The organism is Microcoleus sp. CAWBG640 (assembly GCF_020883015.1).
In the GTDB taxonomy this organism is placed as follows: Bacteria; Cyanobacteriota; Cyanobacteriia; order Cyanobacteriales; family Microcoleaceae; genus Microcoleus; species Microcoleus anatoxicus.
Genome location: NZ_JAHRFC010000086.1, coordinates 1 through 18565, shown reverse-complemented (window position 1 = coordinate 18565; position 18565 = coordinate 1). Strand labels below are relative to the sequence as shown.

Genomic DNA, 18565 nt, shown 5'->3' with positions numbered 1-18565 from the left:
ACACGATCGCAGGTGGTTATGCACGGGTTTTGCTCTATTTTACCTGTTTATCTTGCACTAAACTCTCGATCGCGCGATCGAAACCCAGGCCACGTCAAGTGCGATCGATATATTCAGCAAGCCCTAGCTAGCGGTAACACCAACCGAGCTACAACCAAATTACGATCTAAAATTTCCATAGACAGATTTCCCCCCATCAACCGCACCGCCCGCTGACAACTCAATAAAACTTGAAACATCGGCTGATTAAAATTAGCATCACCTAAAATATTCGGTGCAGACATACCATTGAAGATAGCAATTAACTGTGGATCGAACCCACCGCGATCGGTAACAGACAACTCCAGCAAATCCGCCGCGACAATCTGATAGCGAACCTCAATTTTTCCCCCAACGGACGATCGCCGACAAGCAGCCGCCAGCAATTCCCACAGCACCAAATCCAGCTTGATACTGTCCCCCCGAACGCCCAAAGTCTTACCCGGTGGTAGCGAAACCAAAGTCTCCCGGTTGACTTCCAACAAAATTTCTAACTGTTTAATCAGAGGAGCAGCCCGATCGAGCGATCGCTTCAACCAAGCACCCACAGGCACCGCATCCAATCCAAATTGCGGCCGCCACTGTTCCTGTTTCAAAACCAAATGAATCGACCCCAAAGCATTACCAATCTGACGCAAAACCTGCTGGTAGCGCAAACTTTTGAGAGCATCCTTTTGTTCTTTCCCAGACTGCAAAATCGACTGACTCAACTCCCCCAACTCCTTCACCCCCGTTCCCACAATCCGGTAAAACTCCTCAAAACGCCGCTGCTTATACCAATTGAGCAACTCCAGATCCGATCGCTGCAACGAGCACACAGACTGCACCGCCAAATACCGACGCCACCAAGCCAAATGAGAAGCCATCTGGTCGAGTAAATTCACCGATAACTCCGACCACCGACGCCCCCCAGCATCCGCCACCAATAAGATACCCATCGGCTCGTGTTCCGGCGCAGTCCGCAGCGCCACCGCCATCATCTCCCCAATACCCGGACTGCGTAGCCACCGCTTAGTGGCCAGCGGCAATTCACTCATACTGTGTTGCACCACCCCCCCAGCAGCCACAACTTGTTGAATCAAAAAATCAGTTTTGACGGGAATCGCTGCTTCGGGATTGAGGGCAAATACCGGATTCGCCGCCACCGTCACAATCAAAGCTTCCTCTTGGTGAGAATTCCAAGTAATTACCGCCACTAAAGGACACGAAACCGTCTGAGCAACGTATTGAGCAAAGTTGTACTCTAGTTTTTGTCGTGGCAAATCTCGAAAAATCCCCGGTGATGACATCGATATCTGTTCGGGAGATGGTTCCAGGGGAGTTTCTAAAGCAGCTAAGCCTGATTTGAGTCCTCGGTAGAATTGTTGGTACTTATCCAGTTCCGAACTCTGCTGCCACTGGTGCAGAATCAGCCCTAGCTGTTGACTGACAACTTGAACTAATTCTCGCTCCGATCGACTCCAATTCCGAGTAGCACTGTGCCCGACAACCAACAAACCCTCTATCGAATGGGAATTTGGGATGGGAGATTGGAGATTCGAGTGTTCTGCTTGTACCCTCGAACTTCTGTCCTCCGACTTCTTACCCCGCGTGCTCAGCGCCAACAGCGAGCGTACACCCGCTTCTGTCAGCACTTCCCGCCAAGCCCCCAATCGCCCGTCTTCCTCCCAATTTTCAATGGCCACTGTTTCGACACCGTTCTCCAGCAGCCGCAAATCCACCAAGTCAAGAGCCTTAAGCGGTGATGGCACTGCTCTGCGGTGACGGGGCAGATTTTGGCACACAATTTCATACCGATCCAGTTCTTCCTCGTACAGCAGCAGCAGAAAGTATTCGCAGTTGAGCCGCCCACAAAGTTGAGCCGCCGTATTTTTCAGAGTCGTTTCCCAGTCAGCATCGCTGTAGATGGCGCGAGCTATGCCCGCTGTTAAATCTCGATCGATCTCCGTTTGCTGAATCCGCCCTTCCATCTCCGACAACGGCACCGTCAGAGCCACCAACTGCCCCACTCCCCGCAGGTAATTTTTTTCATGTTCTTGCCAAATCCGCGGTTCGCTCGCTTCCACAGCCAGAAATCCCAGCAATTCCCCCTCTAACACAATTGGTGCCGCCAGGAGCGATCGCGCCCGAATTTGCTGCATCAACCGCCCGGTAAGTTCGCTTTTGAGAGAACTATGGGATTCTCCGATCCACACGATTTGTTCCTTTGCCAAGGCCTGATAAAACCCTCCCAAGTCTTGGACAGTGATACCAGAAGCCGGTCGTTTGAGCCCGCCCAAACCCGGAGCCACTTGGCGATTGCTGACTCTCCGCCAAAAATAGCGCCGCTCTCGCTCGAACCAATAAACATTAGTCCTTGTCGGCTCGATAAATTCATGGCTGTGTTCGACTACTGTTTGCAAATATTGGTCTAGCGATCGCAATTCCCGCAATTGCGAAATCAGTCCGATCAGTGACTCATCCGGCCGCTTGGTCAAAGTGCGCTGCCAGTCTTTTTCTATTTGATAAAGAGCTGTTGCTAACGCTCCAAATACAATCGTCAGTTGCGTTTTTTCCGCCGACGAAAGCGAGCTTCCCCACTCATCGGTCCCCAGCAAAATTACCCCATAACATCGGTCTTTATAACGCAGCGGAAACAAAATTGCCCCTTGAATATTGAAATTTTGAGCCCATGAACGCCATTCTCCCGCTCTGTTTTCCTCCCGTAAATCCGGCACTACCACAGGCCGAAGCTGAATTACAACTTGTTCTAGCAAATCTCCCGGATTCAAAATAAATCGCTGTTTCAGAAAAGACAAGTCACCGTTAGGCGTCATTCCACCTTTGCCAAACAGTCTATGCCCAGCGCGATCGTACAATCCAATCCAAATTAATCGCCAGTCGAATTCTCCTTGCAAGTATGAGAGAGTTGTGCCAAGCAGCACCTCCACATTCTCATCTTCTCGCAAAGTCTGGAGAACTCGCTCCAAATGTACAATTTGTTGGTCTGAATCCTTCGGTCTTTGCTGGTGGTTCATTTCCAAGCGCCCCTAAAACTTTGTCAAAATCAAAATTAAGAATTAAAATAAAATTCGCAAGACCATCCACTATAATCTAAATTGTCAAAATTATTTTTTCTTATTTAATTATCTAGGATAAGTCATTGGATATTTATCAATTTGGCCTGCGACCACTTTTGTTTTCCCTATTTAAAGCCGATGCCGAATGGCTACACAACCGCACCCTGCAAATTCTCGAATTAGCCGATCGCACCCAGTCCAACCCCGCAACCAGCCGAATTTTAGAGCAATTCCAGCAATCTTTTGGACTGCAAGATTCGCGACTCACACAATCTCTCTGGGGACTCAACTTCAAAAACCCTGTCGGCTTAGCCGCCGGATTTGATAAAAACGGCGTCGCTGCTGACATCTGGACAAAATTTGGCTTTGGTTTTGCCGAACTAGGCACCGTCACTTGGCATCCACAGCCCGGAAACCCCCAGCCTCGCTTGTTTCGCTTGACAGACGACAGTGCAGCCCTCAATCGCATGGGATTTAACAACCAAGGAGCGATCGCAATGGCGGCCCGCTTTCAGGCTGCACACAACAGCGGGAAATTAGACGGCTCATACCCCAGCCCTGACTCCCCATTCCCCTTGGGGATTAATCTCGGTAAATCTAAGGTAACACCCTTAGAGCAAGCATCAACCGACTATTTGGAGAGTTTTCAACTTCTTCAGGATTGGGGTGACTATTTTGTGGTGAATGTTTCTTCCCCCAATACTCCAGGATTGCGATCGCTCCAAGATGCCGCTCAGCTCAGCACAATCTTGGACATTTTGCAACAAACAAATCAGGGGACTAAACCAATTTTAGTCAAGATTGCCCCGGATTTGGAGTGGGAGGCGATCGCATCCATCCTCGACTTAGCAAAAACCTACCAACTAGCAGGAATTATCGCCACAAACACCACCATCCGCCGCGACGGATTGAAAACACAAACATTGCGAGAAACCGGCAAACCAATCACCGAAGAATCCGGTGGCATTAGCGGCCTTCCCGTGCAGCAACGTTCAACAGAAGTAATCCGATTTATCTGGCAGCAAACAGCAGGAAAATTGCCCATAATTGGCGTTGGTGGCATTTTCACCGCCGACGATGCTTGGGAAAAAATTGCCGCCGGTGCAACTCTAATTCAAGTCTACACCGGTTGGGTTTATGAAGGCCCTTGGATGGTGCGCCGCATTCTCCAAGGATTGCTCAACAAATTAGAAGAAAACGGATTTAATTCAATTTCTGAAGCCGTTGGTTCTGGAAATATCGAATAATTTTTTTTTGACTGAGATTAAAAAAAATCGCCTTTTTTTTCAGGGTTAAACGCTTGACTTTCGCCAGCCAATCAAGTACAATCTAATAATGGGAGTGGTGAAAAAAATAATTATTTTTTTCACCACTCCCATTATCTAAAATATACCACAAAAAATCCACCCCTGTCAATAGATAATCCTTCTTATTTAGGGCCGAGCAACGATCGACAATGATGCTGTAGGTTGGGTAGAACGATAGTGAAACCCAACACTTTATTTTAAATGAAAATAGTCTGTAGGGTGCGTCAGCTCGATTGCTTATGAGGCAAGGGAAACGCTGAGGGCTGACGCACCCTACAATATTATACGCAACAAAGCAACAAATCCAGCTTGTTCAAAATGTTTATCATAGGCGAGTGCTTCTAATATATTTTGTTGTTGCATAATTTGAAATGATGTGCAATCTGTATGACTCCATGCTTGATCTAGTCGGCTATTATATAGCTCAAGTGCGTTTTTAAAGAGTTCATTTGTTTGACTGACTACTTCAATTTCAGGATTATCAAAGGAGTGATTGATAAAATTAACGGCTTTTTGTCTATAAAAAGCCCCCCTTCCTGAAAAGGCATTTAGTAATTCAGTAAATACCATTTCACTGGTAACAATGGGTACATTTTTTAGAGAAATTGTGAGATTTCGAGCTTTTTGATGTAGAGCATCATCGGGATTGAGTAAAGCAATCCAATAACCTGTATCAGCAAAAACTTTTCTCATTATTCTTCCTTGGGTGAGCCATACAAGTAGCTATCTAGATTTTTTGATAAGTCTATGGGTAGCTGTGCATTCTCTTCCGCTGGTGTTTCAGAATTAATTAGATCTATGAAATTCAAGAAAGATGGAAGATCGGAATTTTCTGAATTAGGGTTTTGAAAATCATTTTGAGTTTTTCTGGATTTAATGAATAGCAAGAAATTCAAAAGTTCTTTCACTAAAGAATCGGGTGTTTGGGCAATCTCACGAATCAATAGTTCTCTTTCAGACATTGTTTTATCCTCCTTCGGAGGTTGCTTGGTTTCTATTTCATAGTTTATCTCAGATGGAAAGTTTTTACAAGCACAGGGGAAAGAGGGGCAATCTCTTGCCCATAAAAATAGCTTTCCGGTTAGGTAATTTTCAAGCTAGCATCCGGGCGTGAGCAATTTCTCTATCACCTATGAGACGGACTTGTGAACTAAAGAGTGAGATAATAGCTACTGTTTTCCCCGTCAAGGTAACAAATTCTACTTCATATCCTACGCCACCTTGATGTACTAAAACAACAGTGCCAATATCGCCTTGGCTTAAGTTTTGTTCTGGGATATCAATTGTTAAAACAACGCTATCAAGTTCTTGAATCATAAAAAACCTTCGGTAAGTGGGAAACTCAGCGACTTCAGTCCTGACAGGAAAACGGCTCGGCGATTTCAATCGCCTTGAATCTTTAAGTTCAGAATGAGTAGCTATACCCATCTTTATGATGAATAGTTTTGCAGTATTTATAGCTAATACCTTGCACCAATTCTGATGCCGAAATATTGAACGAACCAGTCGTTCTAACTGCAACTCGACCAACATATTCACCTATCTTTTTACCACTGGTAACGACTGCTTTTACGATGTCGCCCGTTTGAAAACCTTTGACAAACTTGTTTCTCGGAACGTACCGAGATGGAAAGCCAAATTTGTCGGTACGGCACATTTGACGAGTTCCGTGTCCAGTCGCTTTGATTAGCAATGGTTTACTCGTTACTACAGACAATGATTCAACTTGACCGACACAAGCAGCATCAAGCCAATGAGTTTTAGGTAATTGCAGTCGAGTACGATTAAACTTTGTCAGTCCCCCTGAACCAGTTAATACGGGCAATCCAGTTTCTTTCAGTCGAGAAAACAACGCCCATCGAGTCGAATTTACGGCAGCAGCATCCTTAAGCGGACGTTTTGCTTGTGCAAGAATGCGTTTTAAAACGTCAGGTTTCTTGACTAAAAATTGCTCAACATCTTGAGTGCCTTTCTTCTGGTTGCACTTCTCGCAAGCAAGGCAGAGATTAGAAATTCGATTGCTTCCACCTTTAGCTTTTGGATAAATATGTTCAACTTGCAAAGGTACATTCTCAATTTCGCAATAAGCACATTTTCTGTTCCACTTGTTCAATAAATATTCGCGGATTTCGTACCCACATAAAATACCTTGCTGGTACTCAATGCCAGAAATCTCAGGATTTTCTAGTTGTTGTAGGTCAAATCTGACGAGTTCTTTAACAATCAAATTGATAGGTGCAAGTCTGCGTAATTTGTTAACCCAAGTTAAAGTGGTTTCTACCCGGTGTTGCAAGGATGGTGCCAACCAACCTTTTTGGCGGGTACGGTTCAAAAACCTTGCTTGGCGGTAGCGAGTATGATGGTTTCGTCGTCCTCGACGCAGTGCGCGACGGGAATCAAGACTTGCTTTTATGGCTTGCCCTCGATGAGTTAGTTCAGCCCCAAAAATTACTTTCTCGCCTTCTAATAAAGCGATGCCAGTAGTTTTAGAGCCTGGGTCTAACTTAAGACCGATTGATTTGATATTTGCTGTTACCATCTTTTTGAGAATAATTGTGAACGGGAACCTTCTGAAAACAGCCGCTTTATTGGCAGTTAACAACTTGCGAGCCATTGACGGCTTACAAGGTGTTAGTGGTCTTTTGTTTGTATCAAGCACGAAAATAAAATTGGACATTGTTGTGTCCTCCACTTGCGTGTAATGTTAGCTTCGCCAATGTTATAAGAGCTTTTTAAACCTGCAACACTGCCGAGCGTGACTTTAAGGCTGTTTAATTGCAGATGACAGGGCAAGGGACTAGCTTCGCATCCACAGGGTGTCGTGACTCAAATAACGTAGATTTCGAGAATCTTAGGCTGGTCAGCATAGCTTGCTCGATTTCTCTTGCAAGCTCAGTCTCTTTAGAGCTGAGTTACTGACTTTCTTTTTTAATCTGGTGGATAGGCACTTACTAGCCTGGGAGTGTCGCCTCCGGTTTCAATAAACCAAACAGAACGCACAAAGGGTTTTCTGCCATCTGCTGCTAGCATTTCTCCTTCAATAACGTACCGAGTACCAAAAGGAGACTCTTCAATTTTAGCTAATTCATGGTCAGCGGCATGACGCACCAAGGCAGTTGCCATGATTTCCCAAGCATCAACTGAAAAGCCAAACCGTAAAAAAAATTTTGCTTTGCTTTTTCCGTCGCGGTGGGTGAGTGAGAGCAGATATTCGGTAATTTTCTTTTGAGGAACGACTGCTCTTTCATAATTGGGCAGTTTCAAGCACTTTCTCCAAAGCTTACTCTTGTATATTAACCAGAGTTGAGGCGAAAGGATTTAATTCAATTTCTGAAGCCATTGGTTCTGGAAATGTTGAATAAATTTAAAAAATCCACTTCAATCAAATGGGCTTTTTCAGAAGGGTTGTCACTTTGGGAATCAACAATACTTCTTCTTGCTCTGGAGATAGTTCATGTTCATAAGCAGTTTGAATGAGAAAAGTTTGAGGAAACATTATTGTTTATTCATAAACTTCAATAGTACCAAGACCATGACATCGATAACAACTTATTGTACGACCACCATGACAATAACTACAAGGCATCCATAATGTATCTCCATGAGGTACATCATGGTGGTCTCTATGATATTCCCCTAAATGACTGCCACTGTAATATCCTCCCTGTCCATTACAGTGTGAACAAGGAATATTACAACTGCCTCCACAAAGATTGCAAGTATGTCTTTTTAGTTGCATAATTTTACCTCTACATTTAACAGTTTTTAAGTCTTGATGTAACTGAAGATTTGTTTATTATTTGCAGATTTTGACCTTATCTTTATTCATCAGTACCAAAAGCAGCTAGTTGTTCAGGAGTAAACTCAGTTGAAATACCTATTTGACGATATTTACCAAGAAAATCACCACAGACGGGACAAGCAGGATTTTTCTCATTGTCTATACCATACCAAGCCAGTATTCTAAGTCCATCATCTCCACTATCAAGAGGTTGTAAGTCAGCGTATTGAGTACCTAATTCACGCCGATTTAACCACTGAAACCAAGAACTAGATAAGTCTTCATAAAGAGTTGCTAGAGTTGTTTCTGTACCACGAAGTAATTCAAGAATACCGAGTTTAGCAGACATTAGAGCAATGGAAGCAATATCAGTCGCTAAACCAGGTTCTACTGCTACTGGTCGATCTGCATAAGCGATCGCATCAGCTTGTTCTTGACTAGAAATTTCATAGTTTTCAGCAACATCGGGTAATATATCAATAAAACACTGATAGCACATGGTTTGATGTGGAATCACTCTAAGAACTGTTCCCCCATAAGCCCGTTCAAAAGTTCCTCCATAAATACAAACACGATTTTCTAAGACGCAAGCTCGATTAACCAGTACACGACTATCTCGGTTATCAGTGCTACAAAAAACCAAATCAGCACGTTTAACTAATTCTTTTAAGGTTGGCAACCATTCTTCAGTGCATTTTTGTTCGTAAGTTTCTATTTTAGCAAAAGGATTTTTGTCTAAAATTCTGTCGCGAATAGCTTTAGTTTTAAATCTTCCCAAATCAGATAATCCACAAGTATGACGAATAACGTTAACTACTTCAATTCTGTCATGATCTACTAAGATAAAATTACCAACACCCGCTTTGACTAACTCCATCACTTCAAAACTACCACCTGACCCTAATCCGATAAAAAGAACAGTCTTATTATTTAAGACATCGGTTTCATATAGACCACGAATACGAGAGAAAATTTCTTCTTCTATAGAGACAAGTTGTACTGGATAAGATTCAATCCTATTTGATGCTTTTACCCATCCTTTTATTTCTAAATTATCTAATGAATTTTTTATTTGGTTTTCAGTAGTTAATAATTTGGCAATGACTACAACATCTGTATCAAGTAGTAATTGCTCTACATCAACTAATTCTGATTCAAGGGTAAACTTCAATAAGCCATTAACCAATTTACCTTTTTTGTTATTTTCATGAACTAACCGAGTAGAAATAAAAGCATCTCCATCATCTATAACTATAAATTCTAAAGGTAGTTGGATTTTATTTTCAAAATAATGCCATTCTAAATTTTGAAATACTGTTTCATGAGGAATAATAATCATTGTTCTGCTCCTTATCAATTGATAAAATAGAGTCCCTAAATAAGGTTGATTTTTATTATTTAGGGTGAATATGTAAGTTACTTAAAATTATTGATTCAAAGTTACTAAGTTTTAAAAGCGTCTTGCTTCTTCTGGAATGAACTCGGTAACTTCATCTACAGATTTTCTTGAATCATCTAAAGGTACTGGAATCATTCGCTTTGTTTTTTTATCATAAACTAACTTCTTTTTAGTGGTACGGTTTTGAGCTACTGCTTCCATCCATTCTTGAATTTCATTCTCGTTACTCATGTTTTTTCTCCTAATAAATATGTGAAATGAGTTGAAATCTAAATTTAGATGACTCTTCTCTTTATGAATAAGTTAAAGAGAAAGAATCTATGACTTTTCCTGTACGACGATGGGCTTCAAAACCTTCTAACCAAAGCATTCCATTCATTAGAACAGTTACAATAGTTTTAGAAGCACTCCAGTATTCACTTTTACAGTGACAAATTTTGACATAGTTGTTCCAATCAGATTCCCAAACGTGCATAGCATGGGATGTTCCGTAACTTTGAATTGTTTTACCTCCATAACCAGAGAGTATATGAGGCGAAAGGATATATAATTTAGGCATTTCATAGGGATAGTTTGAGGGAAATTTTAAACAAATTTTATAAGCATTACCTCCTGATGAAACATAATCACCTACAACTTTTGTTTCTCCTCTTTGAATACGATCTTCCCACACAAAACAGGGTAATTCTTGTTTAAGAATATTTTCTTCCAATAGTAAACGAACTCTTTGTTCTGATGTCCACATTGATTAAGTCTCCTTTTTTTGATAAAAATAGTGTTAACGGTTGTCCTTTTCATTTGGGTGACTCATTAATTCTTTTTGAACAGTAAGTGCTTCTTTAATAATGCCTCCCAATACTGTAGAAAGCGACGAATTATCATCACTTAAAATCCCTTTTTCTAAGAGATATTGAGTAATATTTTGATTTGTGTTATTGTCATCATCTATGAGGTTAATTTGAAGAATCTTGATGTTTGTTTCCACCTTCTCTAAAGCTATTGCTAATCTTACTTCTAAGGGAATAATCATCATAAACTTATTACTTTTCGATTGAACATCAATATCTTTTTGATATTGTGTCTGTAGAGAATCAATAGCCCGTTTTATTTGCTGAGGAAAATCAACATCTTCTTCTGAACAATGTGAATTATTTGGTACTGAATCACCTTGATGTTTTCTTTGAGTATTAGAAGATTCTGAAGATTGATCACCCCAACCAAACCAATTATTAGATTTTATTTCACGTTTTGGAGAAACTGTTTTCCAATTAATTTTCTGAGAAACTTTAGAAAAACTCTTTTTTTGCTCCCTCAAAAATGCACGAAATGGACTTTCACCTTCGAGAATTTTAAATTTAGCTTCAACATAGCTTTGTTCCTGAGCATTCCAATAAAAATAAGCTCTAGGAACAGTTGTAAAATTTTGGCGGTTAGGGCTATCATGAGTCACAATAATTTCTAAAGCAGTTTGCCGATCATGTCTAATAGCATATTTTTGAATTACCTGACTATCTAAACCACTAGGTTGTTTTATTCCCAATGTATGATGAGAATGCCAACCACCAATAAATTGAAGTGCAAAAGTCTTCATCAATTCTCCTTGCCAATAGTTTAAGAAATCAACATCTTGTTCAAAATCTCCTCCACTTCCCCTTGCTTTAGGTCCAGGTCCTGATGCCAATCCGATAATAAACATTCCACCATGAGTTAATGTACCAAATACTGAGCCTCCTGTTTCTTTATCTATAAATTCTTGTGCCTGTGCAATCATTAAGTTATATTCGGATTCATAGATATAAACTTCATAATTAGCATGAGATGATTGTCCGTGCATAATTGATTCTCCTTTTGATTTTTGGTTGTTGATTAATTTGATTACATCGGCTAATTTCTAGCATTTAAAACAGCATCAACTAAATCTGCTAGAGTATAGTTTTTTTGCCATGAATTAGGGGAAAATTCAATGGGTTCTAATCCAGATGAATTTTTGATTGCTATCTTAGGATTTTGATGAGGATATTGTTCAGGAATCCAAAAAACCAAACTTAGATTTGTGTCAACAGATAAAACTAAGCCATAGCCATTTGCAACAGGTTCAAAAACTACTTCAAATCCTTTTTTACTTAATGCTTCGGCTTCTAATTCTAACCTTGCTAAAAAAGCAGGATTAATCCCCTGTAATTTAAGTTGCTCCTGTTGAAATCCTTCTAATTTTTCGGTGAAATTGAAAATCTGTGATGCTTTCTGTTTATCTCCAATTAATTGATAAGTTTTTTCAAGCTTTAATAAGAAATTGAGATCATCATTAGATAAATTTTCCATAATTTCTGGATTTAAACTATTAGGGAAAATTTCTGGGTGTAAATTTTTCTGATAACACCAGCTTTTTAATGCTGATTTAACATCATTTAAAGCTTCTTGTTTAAAGTTGATTTCAGCAAACATCACTGCTGAATCAAGCAATAAAAAAGGCTCAATATCTGGTTCATTTTCGCCAAGAAGCTGATAATAAGAACGAAAATGTTGGGCTAATAGTTTTAATCTTTCTCGATCTTGAATATTGTATTTCTGTAACCGAGGACGTTTATGCTCTGGATTTTGAACTAAATGATAAACATCACCTAAAATACCCACAGAAACAACCGCTTCTTGAGCAACTAAATCTTGTAATTCAAGGAGTTCATTCTTATTGTTTTCTGGTGGTAATAATGGAACATCAAAACACCCAATATAATCTTTTATATATAACCCTTGAGTCCCCGGTAAAATGTTCCAATGAGTTATTTGCAGATGCACTCTTTTCCTTTGTTGAATAACACCCCATACGATAATAATAGGAAGCTCATTTAAGTCGGAATAAATAATATCTAAATCTTTATCTCTACGTCTTAAAGGACGCTTAAAATAGCCATCTTTGGGAATAAGTCCTTCTAACCATCTTGCTTCTTGAAAGCCTGTATAATTAGCTGTTTGATAGTTAATAAACCCACCCTCATCATTGCCTCTATCTGAAATAGTATCATCATGAAAAGGTGCAATTAACATTATAGGCATTCCATGATTTTGATATTGCGACTTAAGGGTATTAGTATCATATATAGGGTTATCAAAAGGATGATCTTTTTCCCATTGATCTAATTGTTTTGATTGACGATTAATAGTAGCAGTAACAATTTGAGTTTTAATATTGTTCTCAACTCTAATATTTTCTAAAACTTTTGCATATTCATGACCCATCATCTGTTCAATTAAGCGATAGGTATGATTATTTTTTGCTAAAATGCTTTGATTTTCTAGGTCTAAATACGCCCTATAAGTTGTCATCTCTCGGTCAAAGTTTCGGCGTTTTTCAGCTTCATCTTTCTGATTAACAATATTTAAAATATTATTACCTAAAGTAAAAGCTGCATAAGTTAAGGCTAGAGTTGTATCGTATTCCATTTTTTAATGACTCCATTTTCGCGTAATAAAATTGTTAAGTTCAAGTTAATCAATTACCTAAATCAATCATAAGAATAATTATCATTACCTCGACCATAATCACTGTAATCAGAATCGCCATCCCCATCGTAATCACAGCTAGATTCTTGGTAATCTATTCCTTCCGGTTGTGGGTCACTATAGCAATCTGTAGATTGATAATTATTATCAGGTTGAACTAAATATTGAGAATAGTCATTATAGCCATAGCGATCGCCCTGATCTATGTTATAGCTAGACTCATCAATATTACCATAATAGTCATCAATAGCGTTACGATCGCCATTATTGTCGTCTAGGTTATGGGATGTGTTTACATCTGTATGATCATGATGTCCAGAATCCTGTGAAGTATTCCCATCTTGCGAATCATCGGGATTAAGCAACATGGGAGTTAAGGGAATTGGGGAAAACATGGTTCAAATTCCTCTCCTTGTAAACATCTAAAATAGTTGAGGTGGGGGGTGGGGCTTAAATTTACAAAAATCTACAAATAGAACGATAAGACACGGGCGGTAAAAGATCCTCCTTATTCTTATTATCGATTTTCCCCTACATACTAAATCTTGTCAAGCCAGATAAAGCCATGTTTAGTAGTTTTTTTCCCTCCCAACTAGGTCATAAAAAGTCATATTTAGGTGGTCAAGTTTTAAAAAGTTATGCCTACTTAGGTTACAATCAGGTCAAACACTCGCATCTGACTAACCGATGGACGTTGAAGAAGCTTTAGAATTTGTAGACCATCTAGCTTTGACTACTACGGGAAAACACTTAGATAGTCTGCAAAAAGCTATACTACGCGGCACTTGGAACAATCAAAAATATAAGGAAATTGCCGAGGATCACAACCGTTCTGAGAAATATGTTAAAGAAGTTGGTTTCAAATTATGGAAACTTCTATCAGTTGCATTAGGCGAGGAACAAGTATCTAAAGCAAACTTTAGAGCAAAGCTGGAAAATTTACGAGTTGGAAATATCTCGCTTTTTGGCAACGGCTGTATTCATATTGGTAACATCTCTGGTGATAGTTCGCAATCCTCAAAAAAATTACAACCTGAACCGCAAGACAAGGATAAATTTCACGAAAAAACAAGCAATTCCGAACCTAAAATACATTTAGACTTAGGCGACGCACCAGAACCCAACCTATTCTATAACCGCACATCCGAACTCACCACCCTCGAAAACTGGATTTTAGCCCGCACCCGTCTCATCACCATCTTAGGCTTATCCGGTATTGGCAAAACCGCCCTTACACTCCAACTAATCCCACAAATTCAACACGAATTCGATCGCATCATCTGGCGAAGTCTCCGCAACTCTCCACCCCTGGCCTCACTCCAAACCGACTTAATTAAATTCCTCTCCCAGCAGCAAGAAACTAACCCCCCCAACCCCCCCTTATCAAGGGGGGGCGAAGAGATTAAGCCTCCGTCTCTTTCTCCCCCCCTTAGCAAGGGGGGGCTGGGGGGGGTAATCCACCATTTACGATCGCACCGCTGTCTGATTATCCTCGATGATATCCAAACCATTTTCAGCAGCGGACAACTCGCAGGCAATTACCAACCAGGCTATGAAAATTACGGCACATTCTTCAAACAAATAGCCGAGTCATCCCACAACAGTTGCTTAATCCTCCTGAGTTGGGAAAAACCCAGAGAAATCGCCACCTTAGAAGGCGAAAACCGCCCCTGCAAATCACTGCAACTCAACGGTTTAGGCCAGGAAGCACAAGAAATATTCAGAGAAAAAGGTTTAGGAGAACCGGAGAAATGGTCAGCACTAATCGACCTTTACCGAGGCAATCCCTTATGGTTAAATATAGTTGCAACTTTGATTCAAGACTTATTCGGTGGCAGCGTTTCCGAATTCCTATCCTATGATACCCTATTTTTAGGTGACTTAGAATCACTATTGGAGCAGCAGTGCGACGATCGCCTAACCGCATCCGAACAACAAGTTATGGGTTGGCTAGCCAGTACCCCAGAACCAGCAGATATCTCCAAAATACCAGAAAACCTGCAACTATCACCGCCAGAAGTATTGAAAATAATCCAATCTTTAGGGCGCAGGTCATTAGTTGAAACAGTAAAACAAAATGGGCGATCGCACTTTATGATTCAACCAGTAATCAGAGAATATATAATCAACAAAACCCGAAACAAAAACTGATAAAATTATTCAACTTAGTGCGATCGGCAGAAACCAGGTTTTTTACGAAAATATCGAACGGCGGAATCCCCTCTCCCTCTAATTGCTAATTGCTAATCCCAAAGCACTAATTTGAGCTTGCGCCTTCTGAAGCGACTCCAGCCATTCCCTTTCAGGATCGCTATCAGCCACAATACCCGCACCCACCTGTCCCCAAACAGTTCCCCCCGCCCTACCGTCACTTTTTGGCGCATATAACAGAGTACGAATCAAAATATTTAAATCCAAATTCCCCCGCCAGTCCAAATAACCGCAGGAACCATAAAACAAACTACGCTTCACAGGTTCCAATTCTTCAATAATTTCAAGACAACGCACCTTCGGACAACCCGTAATCGTACCGCCCGGAAATACCCCTCGAATTAAGTCGATCGCATCACAATCTGCTCTCAATGTACCAATCACATTACTAACCAAGTGCATCACATGACTGTAGCGCTCAACCGTCAGAAACTCATTAACTTGTACAGACCCCCATTCACACACTCTCCCGATATCATTACGCTCTAAATCCACCAGCATAATATGTTCGGCTATTTCCTTGACATTCTCTACTAAATCCTGGGCTAACTGGTCATCTTGAATAGAAGTTAAACCCCGCGGCCGCGTTCCGGCGATCGGTCTGGTATCAACTTTATTACCTGATAATTGCACCAGTCTTTCCGGCGAACAACTAATAATATCACCCCAAGGAGTTTGCCAATAACTCGCAAAAGGAGAAGGATTAATCTGCTGCAAAGCGCGATAGATAGACCAACTATCACAAGCCGTACTAGCTTCAAACCTTACCGACAAATTAGCTTGAAAAATATCACCAGCCTCAATATATCTTTGAGCAGTTTTTACTATTTTCTCATACTCATTTTTAGACAATCCTAAATTATAAATACCATGATTATTTGGATATTTAGCTGATTTTTCATATATTTTGGTTTCTGCTATTTGCTCTAGACAATGCTCCATAACATCAAGTTCATAATTTTCACTTGCCGCTAACCAGAGAGATTGTTCATGATGATCTAAGACAGCAAAAGATGCTGGTTCATACCAACAACTAACCGGGAAAGGCAGCGGATCGGGATTAATTTGGGGTAGTTGCTCAATTTCCCATGCTAAATCATAACCAAGCCATCCCAACCAACCCCCACTAAAAGGAATCGACGCTGGCACATTCAATTCTAAATTTTGCTTTTGATTATGGAGAAGCACCCGTAAAAAAGGTAAAATTTCACCTACAGGCGGTGTCCATAGTTGAGACTCACCATCAATTATCCGGGGAGAACCAGCACAAATAGAATATCGTGCCAAGTTACTCGTAGATGTCACAGGACTTTCTAGTAGAACCGCCATATCTTGATGCGGTAAATCCGAGATAGATTCTGTAGAGTCTGCGGTTTTACCAATCAGAAATAAAGCCTGAAAAATCTCCGATCCACTACGTTGATTTAGGGGAAGCTTTCGCCAATGCCAAGGTTTTATTGATGTCATAATTATCGTTCTAATATACTATAGCCTTTCTCAGTTAGGTGAGGTGAGCGTGTAATGGGTAATGGAGCATGGGGAACCCCCCCCGGCCCCCCCCAAGGGGGGATGGGGGAAGGGCATAGGGCATAGGGCATTACCAATTACCTATTACCTATTACCTATTACCAATTACCAATTACCTATTACCAATTCTCGATATTATCTCAAATCCCTAAATTTCAAATCCATTGACTTTCCAAACATCTTGATTTTGCTCTTTTTTGAGCCTCATCCAGCCTCGAACAGAGTTCATCAGAAATAAAGTCTCGCTATGGCGCAAATCCTCTAATGCGATCGACTGTTCTCGGATTTTTCCTTCTGCAAGCAGTTGAGCTCTCAAGGTCCCTGGTAATAAACCACACTCCACAGGAGGTGTGATTAAGCCTGTGGGAGTTTCGATCGCCATATTGGCGATCGTTGATTCAGTCATCTCTCCTTGTTCGTTCCACAGCAACACATCCTGATATTCGGGTTGTGACTCCAGAGCTATTGTATAAGGTAAGCGGTAAGTTGTCTTATGGTACAAAAATGGGATTTGAGAATCCATCGGCTTCCTGGCAATTCCCACAGATGCACCAATTTTTAAGATACCACGCTCTAGGGTCTGAGCTTGTAATGTTAGTCTACCATCCCTAGATACTGTTAATCTTACTTTTTTTGCAACATTTCCCAAGCTAAGAGTTAATGCTTGTAAGGATTTGTAGACTTCTGCTAATGATAGATTAAAATTAAAATATTCAGCCGATCGCTCTAATCTTTCAAGATGTCTATTTAGTAAAAAATAACCCCGATCTGGTTGCCACAAAAGTGACTCCAATAATTCAAAATTTGGCAGTTGTTCAAGCATTTAGACCATCATGAATAAATTATTCAACCCATGTTGATTTTACTTGCGTTGAGACAGTTCTGCCATCGACCAAGTGAAACTGACCATCATCAAGCGGGCTAGAGCATTTAAACGGTCTTCACCATGACTCCCAAATACTTGGGACGCAGTTTTAGATTTCACATTGACAGGCAAGTCTTCCGCAGTTACTATTGATTGTTCCCAGTCCGCATCAGATGTTCCTAGTCCCAATGGAGGCTGATTCTGTTTGTGGCTCATTTTGACTCACTTCCTTGACTTATTCGATACCTAAGCCCTACTACAAATGCTGACTATGTGTATCCGGCATTTTGCCATATCATTTAATTTCAAAAAAATCACAATTTCCCAATTTCCATTATTTTATTTAGCTATACCAATCCTAAATCATTTGTGAATTTCTTACTCCCTCCCCGCGGCTTCGGGGAGGGTTGGGGTGGGGTGAAAAATTTACGACTCCTGCAAGGATTGCTATATGTGACTAAAATTACTAAAGTGTGATGATTACCTAATGGTAATATGCTCGAAAAGCTGGTATGCTAAAACCCTAGGAATACAATTCCCAGATAATTTTAGGCAATTTACGATCGAACTCAAACTCCGTCTCTGTAAAGTAGTAAATTTAAGGTGTAGAACCAATGGCAATTTATGTGGATACCGCAATTATAACAGAAGCCCAGTTAGCGAGTCAGTGGGGATGGGTAGGGGGAATTACTACCAATCCTACACTTTTGGCAAAAAGCAATTTCTCTCCAGCAGTGACGCTACAAGAACTGGCACAAATCATTCCAGGGGAATTGTATTATCAGCTAACAGCATCTGATTTTGATGGGATGGTAGCAGAAGGAAAAGCAGCTTTTGAATTAATTGGACAGCAAACAGTCTTAAAAATTCCCGCCA

General features: G+C 40.7%; 18 protein-coding genes. 3 read left to right on the top strand and 15 right to left on the bottom strand.

Annotated features, from left to right (window positions below):
- Positions 1–113: 113 nt before the first annotated feature.
- Entirely contained in the window at positions 114–3056 is a 2943-nt protein-coding gene (locus tag AAFP11_RS25595) for a GAF domain-containing protein (RefSeq protein ID WP_341739554.1), read from the bottom strand.
- Positions 3057–3181: 125 nt separating this feature from the next.
- Between AAFP11_RS25595 and AAFP11_RS25590 the strand changes: the two genes are divergently transcribed.
- A complete protein-coding gene (locus AAFP11_RS25590) occupies positions 3182–4345 on the top strand; it encodes a quinone-dependent dihydroorotate dehydrogenase (RefSeq protein WP_341739553.1) in 1164 nt (387 codons plus the stop codon).
- 333 nt (positions 4346–4678) lie between these two features.
- Here the strand turns inward: AAFP11_RS25590 and AAFP11_RS25585 are convergent, their stop codons facing one another.
- The 11 genes from AAFP11_RS25585 to AAFP11_RS25535 form a co-directional block, all read right to left on the bottom strand.
- Positions 4679–5098: a PIN domain-containing protein gene (locus AAFP11_RS25585; RefSeq protein ID WP_096829692.1), complete on the bottom strand. Its 420-nt coding sequence runs from the start codon at positions 5096–5098 to the stop codon at positions 4679–4681.
- Positions 5098–5367 (bottom strand): hypothetical protein, encoded by a 270-nt coding sequence (locus AAFP11_RS25580; RefSeq protein WP_341739552.1) that lies wholly within the window; start codon positions 5365–5367, stop codon positions 5098–5100. The genes AAFP11_RS25585 and AAFP11_RS25580 overlap by 1 nt, the downstream gene beginning before the upstream one ends.
- 130 nt (positions 5368–5497) lie before the next feature.
- Positions 5498–5722: a DUF4926 domain-containing protein gene (locus AAFP11_RS25575; protein ID WP_096829690.1), complete on the bottom strand. Its 225-nt coding sequence runs from the start codon at positions 5720–5722 to the stop codon at positions 5498–5500.
- A gap of 88 nt (positions 5723–5810) precedes the next feature.
- Positions 5811–7082 carry an RNA-guided endonuclease IscB gene (gene iscB, locus AAFP11_RS25570; protein ID WP_341739551.1) on the bottom strand — a complete coding sequence of 424 codons (1272 nt, stop codon included), beginning with the start codon at positions 7080–7082 and terminating at the stop codon, positions 5811–5813.
- 251 nt (positions 7083–7333) lie between these two features.
- Positions 7334–7669, bottom strand: coding sequence for a DUF6883 domain-containing protein (locus AAFP11_RS25565; RefSeq protein WP_341739550.1), 336 nt, complete (start codon positions 7667–7669; stop codon positions 7334–7336).
- A gap of 557 nt (positions 7670–8226) precedes the next feature.
- Positions 8227–9525 carry a ThiF family adenylyltransferase gene (locus AAFP11_RS25560; protein ID WP_341739549.1) on the bottom strand — a complete coding sequence of 433 codons (1299 nt, stop codon included), beginning with the start codon at positions 9523–9525 and terminating at the stop codon, positions 8227–8229.
- Between the two features lie 111 nt (positions 9526–9636).
- Complete coding sequence (locus AAFP11_RS25555; protein WP_341739548.1) at positions 9637–9816, bottom strand: hypothetical protein; 180 nt, start codon at positions 9814–9816, stop codon at positions 9637–9639.
- A 61-nt stretch (positions 9817–9877) separates the two neighbouring features.
- On the bottom strand, positions 9878–10330 hold the full coding sequence (locus tag AAFP11_RS25550; RefSeq protein ID WP_341739547.1) for a hypothetical protein: 453 nt from the start codon (positions 10328–10330) through the stop codon (positions 9878–9880).
- A 33-nt stretch (positions 10331–10363) separates the two neighbouring features.
- The gene (locus tag AAFP11_RS25545; protein WP_341739546.1) at positions 10364–11419 is read right to left on the bottom strand and encodes a hypothetical protein; all 1056 of its coding nucleotides are present in this window, start codon (positions 11417–11419) and stop codon (positions 10364–10366) included.
- Positions 11420–11469: 50 nt separating this feature from the next.
- On the bottom strand, positions 11470–13026 hold the full coding sequence (locus AAFP11_RS25540) for a hypothetical protein (protein ID WP_341739545.1): 1557 nt from the start codon (positions 13024–13026) through the stop codon (positions 11470–11472).
- A gap of 62 nt (positions 13027–13088) precedes the next feature.
- Positions 13089–13481: a hypothetical protein gene (locus AAFP11_RS25535; protein WP_341739544.1), complete on the bottom strand. Its 393-nt coding sequence runs from the start codon at positions 13479–13481 to the stop codon at positions 13089–13091.
- 292 nt (positions 13482–13773) lie between these two features.
- Between AAFP11_RS25535 and AAFP11_RS25530 the strand changes: the two genes are divergently transcribed.
- Positions 13774–15237: an ATP-binding protein gene (locus AAFP11_RS25530; protein ID WP_341739543.1), complete on the top strand. Its 1464-nt coding sequence runs from the start codon at positions 13774–13776 to the stop codon at positions 15235–15237.
- Positions 15238–15315: 78 nt separating this feature from the next.
- On the opposite strand, the gene AAFP11_RS25525 is transcribed toward AAFP11_RS25530, so the two are convergent.
- From AAFP11_RS25525 to AAFP11_RS25515, 3 genes are all read right to left on the bottom strand, one after another.
- Positions 15316–16764, bottom strand: a complete 1449-nt coding sequence (locus AAFP11_RS25525) for an anthranilate synthase component I (RefSeq protein ID WP_341739542.1) — start codon at positions 16762–16764, stop codon at positions 15316–15318.
- Between the two features lie 208 nt (positions 16765–16972).
- Complete coding sequence (locus tag AAFP11_RS25520; protein WP_341739541.1) at positions 16973–17647, bottom strand: aminotransferase class IV; 675 nt, start codon at positions 17645–17647, stop codon at positions 16973–16975.
- 39 nt (positions 17648–17686) lie between these two features.
- Positions 17687–17905, bottom strand: a complete 219-nt coding sequence (locus AAFP11_RS25515) for a hypothetical protein (protein ID WP_341739540.1) — start codon at positions 17903–17905, stop codon at positions 17687–17689.
- 398 nt (positions 17906–18303) lie between these two features.
- On the opposite strand from AAFP11_RS25515, the gene AAFP11_RS25510 reads away from it, so the two are divergent.
- On the top strand, positions 18304–18565 hold a 262-nt coding region (locus AAFP11_RS25510), incomplete at its 3' end, for a transaldolase family protein (RefSeq protein WP_341739539.1).

Excerpts from the sequence above, each read along its gene's own strand:
- AAFP11_RS25595 (WP_341739554.1), bottom strand. The coding sequence starts at position 3,056 with ATGAACCACCAGCAAAGACCGAAGGATTCAGACCAACAAATTGTACAT.
- AAFP11_RS25585 (WP_096829692.1), bottom strand. The coding sequence starts at position 5,098 with ATGAGAAAAGTTTTTGCTGATACAGGTTATTGGATTGCTTTACTCAAT.
- AAFP11_RS25580 (WP_341739552.1), bottom strand. The coding sequence starts at position 5,367 with ATGTCTGAAAGAGAACTATTGATTCGTGAGATTGCCCAAACACCCGAT.
- AAFP11_RS25575 (WP_096829690.1), bottom strand. The coding sequence starts at position 5,722 with ATGATTCAAGAACTTGATAGCGTTGTTTTAACAATTGATATCCCAGAA.
- iscB (WP_341739551.1), bottom strand. The coding sequence starts at position 7,082 with ATGTCCAATTTTATTTTCGTGCTTGATACAAACAAAAGACCACTAACA.
- AAFP11_RS25560 (WP_341739549.1), bottom strand. The coding sequence starts at position 9,525 with ATGATTATTATTCCTCATGAAACAGTATTTCAAAATTTAGAATGGCAT.
- AAFP11_RS25555 (WP_341739548.1), bottom strand. The coding sequence starts at position 9,816 with ATGAGTAACGAGAATGAAATTCAAGAATGGATGGAAGCAGTAGCTCAA.
- AAFP11_RS25550 (WP_341739547.1), bottom strand. The coding sequence starts at position 10,330 with ATGTGGACATCAGAACAAAGAGTTCGTTTACTATTGGAAGAAAATATT.
- AAFP11_RS25545 (WP_341739546.1), bottom strand. The coding sequence starts at position 11,419 with ATGCACGGACAATCATCTCATGCTAATTATGAAGTTTATATCTATGAA.
- AAFP11_RS25540 (WP_341739545.1), bottom strand. The coding sequence starts at position 13,026 with ATGGAATACGATACAACTCTAGCCTTAACTTATGCAGCTTTTACTTTA.
- AAFP11_RS25535 (WP_341739544.1), bottom strand. The coding sequence starts at position 13,481 with ATGTTTTCCCCAATTCCCTTAACTCCCATGTTGCTTAATCCCGATGAT.
- AAFP11_RS25530 (WP_341739543.1), top strand. The coding sequence starts at position 13,774 with ATGGACGTTGAAGAAGCTTTAGAATTTGTAGACCATCTAGCTTTGACT.
- AAFP11_RS25525 (WP_341739542.1), bottom strand. The coding sequence starts at position 16,764 with ATGACATCAATAAAACCTTGGCATTGGCGAAAGCTTCCCCTAAATCAA.
- AAFP11_RS25520 (WP_341739541.1), bottom strand. The coding sequence starts at position 17,647 with ATGCTTGAACAACTGCCAAATTTTGAATTATTGGAGTCACTTTTGTGG.
- AAFP11_RS25515 (WP_341739540.1), bottom strand. The coding sequence starts at position 17,905 with ATGAGCCACAAACAGAATCAGCCTCCATTGGGACTAGGAACATCTGAT.